The sequence below is a fragment of the Tenacibaculum sp. AWR4_210 genome, assembly GCF_056160945.1.
Genome location: NZ_JBSWYF010000004.1, coordinates 329,444 through 342,838, shown reverse-complemented (window position 1 = coordinate 342,838; position 13,395 = coordinate 329,444). Strand labels below are relative to the sequence as shown.

The 13,395-nt window shown below is 37.7% G+C and carries 10 protein-coding genes; 6 read left to right on the top strand and 4 right to left on the bottom strand.

Annotated features, from left to right (window positions below):
• The first annotated feature begins 152 nt into the window (after nucleotides 1-152).
• Nucleotides 153-1,580 (top strand): LGFP repeat-containing protein, encoded by a 1,428-nt coding sequence (locus ACXAG7_RS09490; RefSeq protein ID WP_476666672.1) that lies wholly within the window; start codon nucleotides 153-155, stop codon nucleotides 1,578-1,580.
• Between the two features lie 856 nt (nucleotides 1,581-2,436).
• Here ACXAG7_RS09490 and ACXAG7_RS09485 read toward each other — a convergent pair.
• The 3 genes from ACXAG7_RS09485 to ACXAG7_RS09475 form a co-directional block, all read right to left on the bottom strand.
• A complete protein-coding gene (locus tag ACXAG7_RS09485; RefSeq protein ID WP_408045055.1) occupies nucleotides 2,437-2,946 on the bottom strand; it encodes a hypothetical protein in 510 nt (169 codons plus the stop codon).
• Nucleotides 2,947-3,178: 232 nt separating this feature from the next.
• Nucleotides 3,179-5,905 (bottom strand): CHAT domain-containing protein, encoded by a 2,727-nt coding sequence (locus tag ACXAG7_RS09480; RefSeq protein ID WP_476666671.1) that lies wholly within the window; start codon nucleotides 5,903-5,905, stop codon nucleotides 3,179-3,181.
• A gap of 271 nt (nucleotides 5,906-6,176) precedes the next feature.
• Nucleotides 6,177-6,686 (bottom strand): hypothetical protein, encoded by a 510-nt coding sequence (locus ACXAG7_RS09475; protein WP_408045053.1) that lies wholly within the window; start codon nucleotides 6,684-6,686, stop codon nucleotides 6,177-6,179.
• A gap of 187 nt (nucleotides 6,687-6,873) precedes the next feature.
• Here ACXAG7_RS09475 and ACXAG7_RS09470 point away from each other — a divergent pair, with 187 nt between their 5' ends.
• Both ACXAG7_RS09470 and ACXAG7_RS09465 read left to right on the top strand, forming a co-directional pair.
• On the top strand, nucleotides 6,874-7,431 hold the full coding sequence (locus ACXAG7_RS09470; protein WP_408045052.1) for an RNA polymerase sigma factor: 558 nt from the start codon (nucleotides 6,874-6,876) through the stop codon (nucleotides 7,429-7,431).
• A 5-nt stretch (nucleotides 7,432-7,436) separates the two neighbouring features.
• Complete coding sequence (locus ACXAG7_RS09465) at nucleotides 7,437-8,231, top strand: tetratricopeptide repeat protein (RefSeq protein ID WP_476666670.1); 795 nt, start codon at nucleotides 7,437-7,439, stop codon at nucleotides 8,229-8,231.
• A 31-nt stretch (nucleotides 8,232-8,262) separates the two neighbouring features.
• Here the strand turns inward: ACXAG7_RS09465 and uvrA are convergent, their stop codons facing one another.
• Nucleotides 8,263-11,082 (bottom strand): excinuclease ABC subunit UvrA, encoded by a 2,820-nt coding sequence (uvrA, locus tag ACXAG7_RS09460; protein ID WP_408045049.1) that lies wholly within the window; start codon nucleotides 11,080-11,082, stop codon nucleotides 8,263-8,265.
• A 108-nt stretch (nucleotides 11,083-11,190) separates the two neighbouring features.
• On the opposite strand from uvrA, the gene ACXAG7_RS09455 reads away from it, so the two are divergent.
• Genes ACXAG7_RS09455 through ACXAG7_RS09445 form a run of 3 tightly spaced genes read left to right on the top strand, consistent with a single transcriptional unit; the run spans nucleotide 11,191 to nucleotide 13,312 of the window.
• The gene (locus ACXAG7_RS09455) at nucleotides 11,191-11,412 is read left to right on the top strand and encodes a PspC domain-containing protein (protein ID WP_408045048.1); all 222 of its coding nucleotides are present in this window, start codon (nucleotides 11,191-11,193) and stop codon (nucleotides 11,410-11,412) included.
• Entirely contained in the window at nucleotides 11,409-12,413 is a 1,005-nt protein-coding gene (locus ACXAG7_RS09450; protein WP_408045047.1) for a potassium channel family protein, read from the top strand. Before ACXAG7_RS09455 ends, ACXAG7_RS09450 begins: the two co-directional genes overlap by 4 nt.
• Nucleotides 12,413-13,312, top strand: a complete 900-nt coding sequence (locus ACXAG7_RS09445; RefSeq protein ID WP_476666669.1) for an SDR family oxidoreductase — start codon at nucleotides 12,413-12,415, stop codon at nucleotides 13,310-13,312. Before ACXAG7_RS09450 ends, ACXAG7_RS09445 begins: the two co-directional genes overlap by 1 nt.
• Nucleotides 13,313-13,395 lie beyond the last annotated feature (83 nt).

Below are 13,395 nucleotides of genomic sequence, written 5' to 3'. Positions count from 1 at the left end.
TGCTTTATTCAAGGAAAATCCTCTAAAAACAGGTTGTAAACACCGGAAAAAAATGGGGAGATTTCAGTACTGATTCTCAGTGTTTTGTGGTTTTTGTTTTGCGCTTAAAGCGCTTGATTTGTAGTGAATTACAAACTAAAAACAAATTAATTATGCAAAACAAAATCATGTATACGTCGGTCATGAATATCGTTGACGACGAACTTTTCGGATCAAATGAACGCAATAGGGTTCGCAATACAGGAGTGTTTTTACTGGACGCTTCAAAAAAGAAAAACACGTTATTTTTTGTCGGGAAATGTGGAGGAGAAGTACGTGTAGAGCTAACCATCAATTTTGAACAAGTGTCGAATGGCGATGTGAAAGTAAAAGAGTCAGCTAAGTTATTTGAAGGTATAAGCACTGATACAAATGATTTGGACGGGACCGCAAGTAAAAGTACGACCATTAAAAAAAATACGAGTAAGACCATTACTTTTCGCGTTCGCAATACAGCGGAAGGAGGAGATTATGCCGATATTACCTTACAAGTACGCAATACTTCAATTGCCGCTGATGATTGCAAAAACAGTATCAAAGCAAAGGCCCAAGAATTAGGAACTGGGTTTACAGGAAGCCCAAGAACAGCCATAGATCGTCCTGTGAGTGTTCGAAATGGAAAGATGGTTGGTTTTCAAAAATGTGATATTTACTGTTCGCCACAAACAGGACCTCATGAAATACATGGAGCTATTCGTCAGAAGTACAATGCTGTGGGAGGACCTGACAACGCTTTGGGGTTACCAGCTACCGATGAAACGACGACTCCCGATGGTAAGGGGAAGTTTAATCACTTTACGGGAAATGGGAGTGTGTATTGGCATCCGACAACCGGTCCCAAATTAGTTCGAGGAGGAATTCGAGGAACTTGGGCAAGGACAGGATGGGAACGAGGACAATACGGCTATCCTACTTCTGATGAGATAAGAATTGATCCCGATAAAAGTGAATGGTTTAGCGATTTTCAAAATGGCGTGATTTACTGGGCTAAAAATAAATCGATTGCACCTTATACCGCAGGGTTGGATGGAGCTAAGGTCCGCGGTTTGTTCGAAAAAATTTTTAAAGAAAAGGCTGCCAGCCAAAAAGATCTGAACATCGAAAGTGTACGCATAGCCTCTGTAAGTGATACCGGATATCATTTTACGAGAAGCAAAAACAGAACTGTAACCTTTAAAATTAGTGGTAATTATGAGAGTGGTGTGTTTTTTATACCCAATCCTTCTTATACGATTACGTTAAAAATAGCTTTTGAAAGTGATACCCATCCCAACGGAAAAGTAGCCTGTAAATTGAGTGCTCGATTAGCCCATTGGCATATTCATACTTCGGGTGTAGGACACGATTCCCTGTTAAAAGGATTGAAAAAAGCAGTACTAGAAGGGTTTTCTCGACCATTTGAGTTAGGGGAGGTTCCTCAGAATTCAGGATTACTGAGCTTTAAAGTGCAGCAAGATGGTGGTATTAAGTTGTATTTTACTGGAAACACTACCGGACGTATCGTAGCTTTGGTAGCTCAGGAAAAATTAAAAGATTTGTAAAAAAAAAAAGAGCTGTTTTGCAGCTCTTTTTTTAGTAACAAATTTTCCCCCGAAAATCGATTAATTTTGTGCAATTCATAGCAATTAATTGCATCTACTAAATTAAACTATACATTTTTTTCTTTTTCTAGCAATTTGGTTTTAAGACCCTTCTAATTCTAAGCTAAACTTTTTCATAGCAATTTTTAGCGTTGATTTGAATATTAAAATTGCATTTCACTACCGCTTTCATGAGATAAAAACATAGCAATTTTTGAAATTCATGAAAACTTTATGAAAACTCTTTTTCATAGCGTATTTAATTTTCTTTAAAGCAAATTTCCTTTAGCAATCTCTTATATGTTTTTTGAAACCTGAGAACAAGTAGTTTCTTCAAACATAAAAAATTGTTGTAGTGGTTTGTACTCTAAAAATTAATCGATAAGTCTAAGAACGTGTTACTAATTACATTATTTACTATTATGTTCCTTGTAGATCTATTTGTTACCCTTTTTTTTTGAAAAAAAAACAATAAAAAATCAAAATCATTGATTTTCAGTGTTTTGTAATTTATTTTTATTGAAAATGTTTTGAATGGGAGCTGAGAAGATTACAGGAAAGCTGTATTCTACTATGAAAGATCAAGAATAATAACTGTGTGCGTAGAAGGAAATATCAAACATTAGCATATTTGAAACGGATGCTACATTTGAGGTAGTTTGAAAAATAGATACCCATGTAAAAGATATCCAATCCTCTTCGGATACTCCGGCAGTATGAGTAATAAAAAAACCTTCACTTTTTAGTAAGTGAAGGTCTTTGCTGTTATTAAGAGAACAAAAATTTAATACGCTAATAATTTCGGTACAAAGAACCGTTAATTCATAAAGAATTCTTTAATTCCTGTATTTCCTAGGTGAACGAGTCCGTCAAATCTTGAACAAGGAGCTCCGAGGGTTACAGAAATAATTTTTCCATTTGAGCAACGATCGACTTTTCTCATGATTTCATAAAAATTGATCGGTGGTGCTGGCGAGCCAATTCCGTCGTCATCGTTTGGATCGAGTAATGTTCTTCCTGCGATATAACTTCCGCGGAATGAGGCAGTCTCAGCTTGCGGAAAATTACCACAAGGGTTGTAGTCCATAACGCCGATACAGTTTCGCAGTTGTTGTTTTTCTAGCTCAGAAACATTTGGAGCGTACATAATGAGTACGTATTGATGTTTTTTAAACAAGGCTTCATCTTCAGCGGTGATAGAAAATGTTTTGGTAATTGGGTTGTTGTTTGCTGCCTTTGGAATAAAGCTGTAGAGCCCTATGCTTAAGCAGAGAATCGTAGCAATTTTAAATACGAGTGATTTTTTGATGAATGTAGTAGGATTCATGGCATTAATTTTTGAATTAGTAATTAAGGTGTTATTGTAATAACTCAGTTTTAGGTGAATTGAATTTCAATAGCACTTGAAAAGTATGGTAATACGAATTTTACCATAATTCTAGAAAAAGTGTTCTTAGCATATAATTTTTTTTGTCCCCCCTTTGTTAAAAAAACAATTTTATCGTATTGAATTAAGATAAAAGTGTTGGTATTCTTAATAAAAATGCAAGTTTATGAAATTATTTTGAATTAGACGTTTTTAAGCGTTTATATACCATACCAATTAAAAGGAATAATAGTATCGAAGCCCCTAAAATTATCCAAGGAGTTAATGATTTCTTAAATGTAGGTTCTGCATTTCCAATAAGGACAAAGGATGCCCAGTAAAATGGTGATTGCTCCGATAGGGTGTGAGTTTTTAAATAGGCTCTTTTTGCCTGTGTTAAGGCAGTCGCTTTTGATTGGTGATTTGTCAAGTTTTTATAAAAGTCAACCATAATGTTAGCCGTACTTTGATTGTTGGCTTTCCATAAAGAAGAAACTACCGAATTGGCTCCTGAGTAAAAGAAGCCTCGTGCTAGGTTTAAAACACCTTCACCATCTTTAACGGCACCTAAATTGGTTTCACAAGCACTGAGCACTACTAAGTCAGCATTGTTTTTATAACTGTATAGCTCGTGTAAACTCAAGGAGTCTTTTTGAAAATAAATGGTCGGTTCTCCCTCAGTACTGGCATGGGTTGCCAAATGGATAATTTTACTTCCCTCAGTTAGTTTTGTGAAATTTTGTTTAGAAGCCTCTTCTGCACGGAAATGACTCCCTTCGTAAGTCGCGTTGATCAATGGGGTTGTTTCTTTTGAAGAGTTCGGTAATCCAGCGAGTCTTTTTAATTTAAACTGTTCGGGGGCAAAGCTGGAATAATCCGTGTTTTGACTTCGTATTTTTTGTCTATTAAATTCGTTAAACGACATTGAGTAGGCGTAGTGGATAGTGGTTGAGTTTACCAAATACGTAAGCTTATGGGCGGTGGTGTTAAGCGCTTCAAGTGCGATGTTTTCTAATTGTGTATCCGTAATAAAAGTTACCTTTTTATTTTTTACATAGTGTTGGTAAGAGTTTTCAGGAAACAGCTTGGTAAACAATTGATGTGCATTTTTTTCAAAAGATTGAAATTGCGTTTTTGTTTTTAAAGGAGTTTTTAGGTAGTACTTAAAAAGGTTGAGATCCTTAATGAAAGGAGAGGTGTTCGCTTCTTTAAAAAAATAGGTCTGATCTTTTGTGAGTATTAATCCTGTTAAACCATTGAATGCTGTTTCTTGTTCATTGTTGAGAATTGAATAATAGATTACTGTTTCATCATTTTTTAGCGCACTTTTTAAAGTACGTAAGTCAAGCGTCGGTATTGATTCTGTAAGATCAAGGGTAGTAGCGTATTTTTTAGAAATATCAGTTTTAAAATGTTGGAATTCCTTTTTTAAGTTGAACAGCGAGTCTCTGGTATTGGTAGCAGGAGTTTTTGAATTTTGAGATCGATTTTCTAAGGTGAGTATTTGTTTCTTTAAAAATTGGTATTTTTTTACAACACTTTTTGGAAGTTGAAGGAATTGATCGTTTGATTTGATGTCACTGGCTAACAAAAGGGCTTTGTTAGCTTCCATGAATTCTACGGTATACTCAGGGGAATTCATAAGGTAAGAGGCGTGAATTCCGAGTTTGAAAATTTCATCCATTTCTTTTCGCCAAAGGTATTTTGTGTTGGCTTCTGAACTGTGATTGATAATGGTGTTAGCAACGTAGTTTGCTTCCTTTACGGTTGTGATAACTCGGTTTAAAAAGTCAGTTTCTTTTTGTTCATCATACAGTTTTAGAAGTAGCTTGAGTTTTGTCTTTAAAGAGGAAAGGCCAATAGAAATATCATAGGCATTGATTATTTTTTGTTTACTGCTTTTTAAGATCATTCCAGGCTCTGAAGTTTGAAAATTCAGCATAATAGCTTTGGTAATGTATTGATGAGCCCTTGCGTAGTCTTGCTTTTTTAGATAGTACTCTGCTAGAATTCGATTTGATTCAAAATAGAACTGCTTCTTCTTTTTACCAAACTCCATACTTTCCTTTACTGCATATAGGCAACTGTCATTTCCTGATTTTAGATATAAATCGGCGAGGTTGTTATAAATGAAGGAAGCCATGAGAGCGTTGTTTTGTTGTTTCGCTAAGGTAGCTCCTCTTTGATAGTAGGTTTTTGCTTTTTGGTAGTTGTAGTTGTGAGGTAGCGTATAGAGTGCACCGATATTGCTGTTGAGAATGATATTGTGTTTTTTGGCTACCTTAGAATTAGGATGTAAGCGCAAGATGCTATCTACTCTGTTCAAATGAGTCAATGCAAACTCCGTGTGCTCCGGTTCGTCGAGGTAAAAGCAGGTAGCCGCCAATCGTGTGGCGTGAAAAACATAACCATTTTCAGGGCTCAGTTTCCTCATTAATGGAAGTCCTTTGTGGTAGTATTCTAGAGCTTTGTAGAATTCTCCTTTTTTTCGGAACGATCTGGCCAGCATGCAATAGGATTGTGCAGTTTTTAACGGCCATTGATTGGATTGAATAGCTTGTTGGAAATAAGAGATGGCTTCATCAATGTCATTTTTAAAAAAGTAAAATACCCCGAGGTTGAAGAGTTGATTTGCGTAGTCTTTGTTGTCAACACCGAGAGTTTCAAAAACATTGAGTTCAATCTTACCGTATTTTATAGCCAAATCATAGTCCTTTCCTTTGAAAAAGTAGGAAAAACTATGGGCGATCTTCGCGAATTCCAAGTCTCTTGTAGGTTGTGAATCGAGAATACTGTCGATTTCATGTTCTGTATATGGTTTAACTTGATGGCGCTTTGCGATTTCGGGTCGAGAATATTGAGCAAAAAATGGTGAGGTAGAGAATAGCGTAAGAAAAAGTAGTACGAAATGAAATCTCATAGTTATCAGTAGGAATTGAAATGCGTAAAATAGGAACAAGTTTACTAAAAATATGTGTATTTTATAGCATAATTTGTGTGAACTACCAGGAGATTGGTTTCTTAATACAGAGCGTGTGTATTTTTGGATGATGAGAACAGTGGGGGCAAAACGTTTAAAGCAGCCTTTTAAGCGAATAGCTAAATTAAGAGACTTCACTTGTGGTAGACTGGTACCTGTATTTGAGTGTCAGGCAAAAAAAAACTGCCGAAATACGGCAGCTTTTTGAGGTTTATCGTAAGAAGATTTTTTTGGGACCTTCACCTCCGAAATCGTCATTGCTACAAACACCGTCTTCTTCATAACGCATTACTATACTTCCACCTTCATAGTTAAGTATTTGTTTAAAAGTATCTAATTGTGGTCTCACTGGTCCACCCATACCATCATCATCGTTAGGGTCTAACAATGTTGTAGGGAGACTTCTACTCAAGCTACCTCTTCCATAACGTATAATGTAGGTATTTGGCGTGGAGATACAAGGTTCAACGATAGTACTGTAATAACCATATTGTGTTTGAATATTACTAAATAAATTGGCAAGGATACGGTGTGAAACCCCTGGAGCAAAAGTTACTAGTGCTCTTCCAGAATGACCTTCTACCGATTTTACATCCGTGGTAGTAATTGGATCCGTTGTTGCAGAGGGTGCTGATGTAAAACTGTAAATAGTAAACGCCCCCACGAATACCAGTACTAGCTTTAAAATGTTCATTTTTTGTTTGAATGTAGTAAGCTTCATTTTTCTTTTTTTTTAATTAATAAATCATTGTTGTAGTTGCTTTTTATGCCGTGTACGTTTTGAGCAAAGAAATAGAAAAAATCCTGTTTTTCTATTTAAATTATTGGCAACTAACTAAATGTTCCGTGTTTTATGAAATGTTACCCTTAAAATTAAATTTTGTTATTTTTGTTTATAATTTTTTAGAATGGATGGAAAAACGTTTTTAACTGCTCTTGAAAAAAATAACTCGAAATTAATTCAGCAAATCTATACGGAGAACTTTTTTACGGTGAAGACCTTTATTGTTCAAAATAAAGGGAATCACGAAGATGCTGAAGATATTTTTCAAAAAGCACTACTACAAATCGCAGCGAGATTAAAGCGAGAAAATTTCGAAATCAAACAGAGTTTTGGTGGATTTTTATATACCGTTTGTAAAAATTTATGGCGACGTGAATTAAACAAACGAAAAAATAGGGTAACAAATAACGAGGTTGTTGAACAAGTGAGTGACGAACAAGAATCGGCCTTGTCGTATATTGAATTGAAAAAGCAAGAATTGTTTATTGAAAAATTAGGAATGTTATCAGAAAATTGTAAGAGTATTCTGAGTTTGTTTTTCGCGAAGTTATCGTATGCAGAAATGTTGGAGAGAACGGAGTACAACTCAGAAACTGTAATTCGACAACGCGTATTTAAGTGTAAAAAGAAGCTAACCGATTTGGTAAGGGGAGATCACCGTTACCTAAAACTCAAAGTATAGTACGTATGGAAGATGAATTATTAATAGCAGGTTTCCTGAGAGGAGACTTGAATAACGACCAGCAAAAGTTTGTGGAAGGTCGTATCGCTTCCGATAAGGAATTTAGTGATCTGTATCACAAAGAGCGTGAACTCTTCAATGCCTATGATGGAGAATCTTGGAATTTTGAGGAGCGAGACACAGAGGAGGTAGCGGAGCTAACAGCCTTTTTTAAGAGCGAGGAGTTTAAAAAGTTCGAAGGCGTGATTAAAGCGGCCAAACCGACGAAAGAGGCACCGACGAAAGTCAGACGCATTAACATGAAAATGCTTGTTGTCGCTGCCAGTATCGCTTTTTTAATCGGGTTTTTCTGGGTGTCGACCACAGGTAACGGAACGACACGTGTTGAAGATTCGTACATGGAATACTTGAACGCAAGTGAAATTCCCAGTATGATTCACAGAAGTGTAACAGAAGATAATAGTTTGGCTGAGGCTGAGAATTATTTTAAGCAGGGAGATTTTGAAAAGGCGCTACCGGTTTTTGAAAAGGCCTTAGAGGTAACTAAAGATAGTTCAAACTTATATTTGTACACCGCAGTTAGTTATACGCAATTGAAAAAGTATGACGATGCAAATCGCGTTCTTGACCAGCTCATCAGCAGTGATTTGTTAGATAGCTCCAAAGGTTATTGGTACAAAGCGTTGAACTTATTGTTGTCAGGAGAAAAAGAGGAAGGGATTGGCCTGCTCAATGAAATTGTAAAGAACAATTATTTTAAACACCTGGAAGCTACAGCACTGTTAAAAAAACTAGTATAAAAAAAGAGTGATGGGAACATCACTCTTTTTTTTATAATTCTTTCTTGAGAAACTTCGCGGTATAACTCGTCGGATGATCCACAATTTGTTCTGGAGTTCCTGTAACGAGTATTTGACCTCCGCCTTTTCCGCCTTCCAATCCGACATCTATAATATGATCCGCTAGTTTAATAACGTCCAGATTGTGCTCAATGATCAATACTGTATTTCCTTTGTTAGTAAGCTGGTTTAAAACTTCCATCAATACGCGAATGTCTTCGAAGTGCAAACCTGTTGTTGGCTCGTCTAGTATATAAAAGGTATTTCCCGTATCTCTTTTGGAGAGTTCGGTAGCTAACTTTATGCGCTGTGCCTCTCCTCCTGATAAGGTTGTTGATTGTTGTCCGAGAGTAATGTACCCAAGGCCTACATCTTGTATGGTTTTTAGTTTTCGATAAATTTTCGGGATGTGTTCAAAAAAGGCCACAGCTTCGTTAATCGTCATCTCTAAGATGTCGGCAATGGATTTACCTTTGTAGCGAATTTCTAGTGTTTCTCTGTTGAAACGCTTTCCTTGGCAGGTCTCACACTCTACGTGAACATCGGGTAAGAAGTTCATTTCTATAACGCGTAATCCGCCTCCTTGGCAGGTTTCACAACGACCTCCTTTTACATTAAAACTAAAGCGTCCCGGTTTGTATCCTCGAATAGAGGCCTCAGGGGTTTTGGCAAATAAACTGCGTATCTCACTAAAAACTCCGGTATAGGTAGCAGGGTTCGATCGCGGTGTTCGCCCTATAGGAGATTGGTCAATATCAATCACCTTATCGATGTGCTCCAATCCTTTGATGCTTTTATAAGGTTTCGGCTTCTTAACACCTCGATAGATATGCGCATTGAGAATGGGGTAGAGTGTTTCGTTGATCAGGGTCGATTTTCCACTTCCCGAAACTCCAGTAACACAAATCATTTTCCCGAGAGGAAAACTTACGGAAACATTTTTAAGATTATTCCCTGTGGCTCCTTTTAAGGTAATTGTTTTCCCATTTCCTGCTCTTCGTTCCGCAGGGACTTCGATGGTTTTTCTTTTAGAAATATAATCAGCAGTGAGGGTTGGCTGTTCTTTTAATTCGTCAAAACTTCCTTCACTGACGATGGTTCCTCCATGTCGTCCAGCTCCCGGACCGATATCTAGCACGTAATCTGCCTGCTTAATCATGTCTTCATCGTGTTCCACTACGAGTACAGAATTACCTACATCTCTAAGCTTGACCAATGAGTTGATTAGTTTTTCATTGTCTCTTTGGTGAAGGCCAATACTAGGTTCGTCTAATATGTACAATACGCCAACGAGCTGAGACCCTATTTGGGTAGCCAGTCGTATGCGCTGTGCTTCACCTCCTGAGAGCGATTTTGAACTTCGGTCAAGGGTCAAATAATCCAGTCCGACATCCAATAAAAATTGGATACGCGTGCGGATTTCCTTGAGGATTTCAGCGGCAATTTTATGTTGTTTTTCGCTCAATTGATCGTCGATGTTTTGAAACCATTTGGCCAATTCACTGACATCCATTTGTGCGAGTTCACTGATGTTTTTTGTTGCTATTTTAAAATGTAAGGCCTCTTTTTTTAGTCGCTTTCCTTCACAAGAATTGCAGCTAACTTCTTCCATAAATCCTTTGGCCCAACGTTTAATACTTGAGCTATCAGTAGCCTTGTATTGATTTTCAATAAAGGCAATGATACCTTCAAAATCGATATTGTAGGTGCGCGTTACTCCTGCCGCTTTCGATTGAACGGAAAAATTTTCCTTACCTCCGTGCAAGATGACTTGTAAGGCCTCAGCAGGGATGTTTTTGATAGGATCTGTCAATTTAAAGTTATAGCGCTCCGCAATGGTTTGAAGTTGCTTGAAAATCCAACTGCTTTTTTGCTCTCCTAGCGGAACGATCCCCCCGTTTTTTATAGAAATAGTATCGTCTGGAATTACTTTTTGTAAGTTAATTTCGTTGGTAATCCCCAATCCGTTACACTGCGGACAGGCTCCTTTCGGTGAATTGAACGAAAAGGTATTGGGTTCCGGGTTAGGATAGGCAATTCCGGTGCTCGGACACATGAGGTCTCTACTGAAATAACGCGGTTTCTCATCGTCTACATCGATAACCATTAAAATATTGTTCCCCGTGTACAAGGCCGTTTTAATGGTTTCTTCAAGGCGCTTTTCGGCAGCTTCGTTGACAACTAAACGATCAATTACGACTTCAATATCATGCGTCTTATAACGATCGAGTTTCATTCCTTTTTCGATTTCCCGGATCTCTCCATCTACGCGAACACGAACAAAACCCTGTTTAGAAATTTGTTCAAAGAGCTCTCGGTAATGTCCTTTTCTAGATTTGATTAAGGGAGCTAAGACGGCAATTCTCTTTCCGTCGAAATCGTGTAGGATCAATTCCTTGATTTGCTCATCGGAATAGCTGACCATTTTTTCACCTGTGTTGAACGAGTAGGCATCAGCTGCTCTGGAAAATAACAAACGCAGAAAATCGTAGATCTCTGTTATGGTTCCAACGGTTGAACGTGGACTTTTGTTTGTCGTTTTCTGTTCAATAGAAATCACTGGTGACAGGCCTTCAATTTTATCCACATCGGGCCTTTCCAACCCTCCCAGAAACTGACGTGCATACGCAGAAAAGGTTTCGATATACCTCCGCTGTCCTTCGGCGTATATTGTGTCAAAGGCAAGTGATGACTTTCCGCTACCACTGAGTCCAGTTATTACAACTAGTTTTTCTCGTGGGATTTTTACATCTATATTCTTTAGGTTATGAGCTCTGGCTCCGTAAACTTCAATGTATTCTTGTTCTTTCAAAGGTGGGTCATTTTCAGGAAGTAGCAAATTTAAGCAATCTTATGTATTTTAGTTTACTAGAACTAAACAAAATAGTATCTTGCATTAAAATCTAAATTTAGAAACTCAGTGATTGATTCTGTACGCTATTTTTTTGAGAGAAATGGATTTTATGTCTCGGCGCGATTGGCCGACCGTTTGGGAATTCGAGCTGTTAATGTGCGATTGTTTTTTATTTATATTTCCTTTGTAACCATTGGACTGTCGTTCGGAGTGTATTTAACCTTGGCTTTTTTATTGCGCCTAAAAGATATGATTTACACCAAAAGAACTTCTGTATTTGATTTATGATAACTAGGCTTTTACAATCGCGTTTGCGAAAGGCTATTGCTTTTTCTGTGCTTATACTCGTTTCCGGATGGGCTGGGTATCAGTACGTTTTTGGCTATTCGTTTATCGACGCTTTGTATCAGACCATTATTACCGTGTCTACAACGGGGTTTAGAGAAGTGCATGAGTTTGGTGAAGGAGAGAAGATTTTTACCATAGGACTCATCTTGTCCAGCTTGATCATCTTTGGTTATGCGGTTTCTTCATTCTCAGAATACCTTATTAGTGGACAGTTTTTTTACCAATTAAAAATTAAACAAGTGCAAAAGAAAATTGAGGCATTAACAGGACATACTATCGTTTGTGGTTATGGTAGAAATGGGCGTCAAGCTCTGGCCAAGTTAGATAGCTACAAACAGCAGGTCGTAATCATCGAACAGGATAAAGAAATCATAGAAGCACTCGATAGCCGCGGAATTCTAAATGTGGAAGGTGATGCGAGTTTAGATGAGACTTTAATAAAGGCGGGAATTTACAGAGCCGCCAATTTGATTACCGTATTGCCTTCTGATGCGGATAATTTGTTTGTGGTACTTACCGCAAAGCAGTTAAATAAACAATGTAAAATTATCAGTAGAGCTTCTAAAGAAACTTCGAATAGCAAACTGAAAATAGCAGGGGCTGACAATGTTATCATGCCCGACAAATTAGGGGGAGCTCATATGGCGATGTTAGTCGTTACTCCTGACGTTATCGAGTTTGTAGATCGCTTAACTATTGAAGGTGATACTACTGCGAACCTAGAAGAAATTGCAGTCAATGATTTGCCTACGTCTTATATAGGTAAAACGATTTTGGATTTAGACCTTCGAAGAAAATCGGGATGTACCGTAATCGGATATAAATCACCGGAACAAGAGTACGTCATTAATCCCGATGCCTCCTTAACCTTAACTGCCGATGCGAATCTCATCGTACTTGGTCGTCCTGAGCAAATTCAAAAACTAAGAGAATTATTTTAATGAAAAAAGTACTAGTTACTGGTAGTAATGGCCTTTTAGGGCAGAGTTTACTGCAAGTCTTGCTCAGTAAACCTGAGCAGTATACCGTTATAGGGGTTGCAAGAGGCAATAACAGAAGCGGACGAACGGATTTTGAATACCGAGATCTGGATTTATTGGCTACCGAAACACTAATCGATACCTTGGAAGAAGTGGCACCGGATGTCATCGTAAATACGGCAGCGATGACCCATGTTGATCAGTGCGAAGACGCGAAAGCGCAGTGCGATGCTTTAAATATTACACTGGTAGAAGTGTTAGCAACTTATGCAGCGAAAACAAAGTGCCATCTCATTCACCTGTCAACTGATTTTGTTTTTGATGGACAAAGGGGCTACTACAAAGAAGAGGACGCCGTGAATCCTCTGAGTTATTACGGCAAATCAAAGGTGCGCTCCGAAGAGGTTTTGCAACAGTCAAACTGTTTGTACACCGTGCTGCGTACAATATTGGTATATGGTAAGGTATTCGATATGTCGCGTAGTAATATCGTGCTTTGGGTAAAAGGAGCACTGGAAAGAGGAGAGGAAATTAACGTAGTTACGGATCAATACCGCATGCCTACCTATGTAGTGGAGTTGGCCAAAGCTTGTGAACTAGCGATTGCGAAAGCCTCTTACGGTACTTTTCACATTTCTTCCAATACCTTAATGAGCATTTACGAAATAGCCCAAGAGATTGCAACAACCTTCGAATTAGACGGTAATTTAATAAAACCTATACCGTCATCAGTACTGAATCAACGAGCCCTAAGGCCTTTAAAAACAGGTTTTAATCTTGATAAAACGGAAAAGGAACTCGGGTTGGCTACGAGAAGTTTTAAAGAAGATTTACAAAAATTTAAACATAGTATAACGTAAAAACTCATATTTAACGCTTAAAAGTTGGGAAAACTTCAATTTTTTAAGATATTGCAACCCGCTAATTCAAAAATCTAATCATA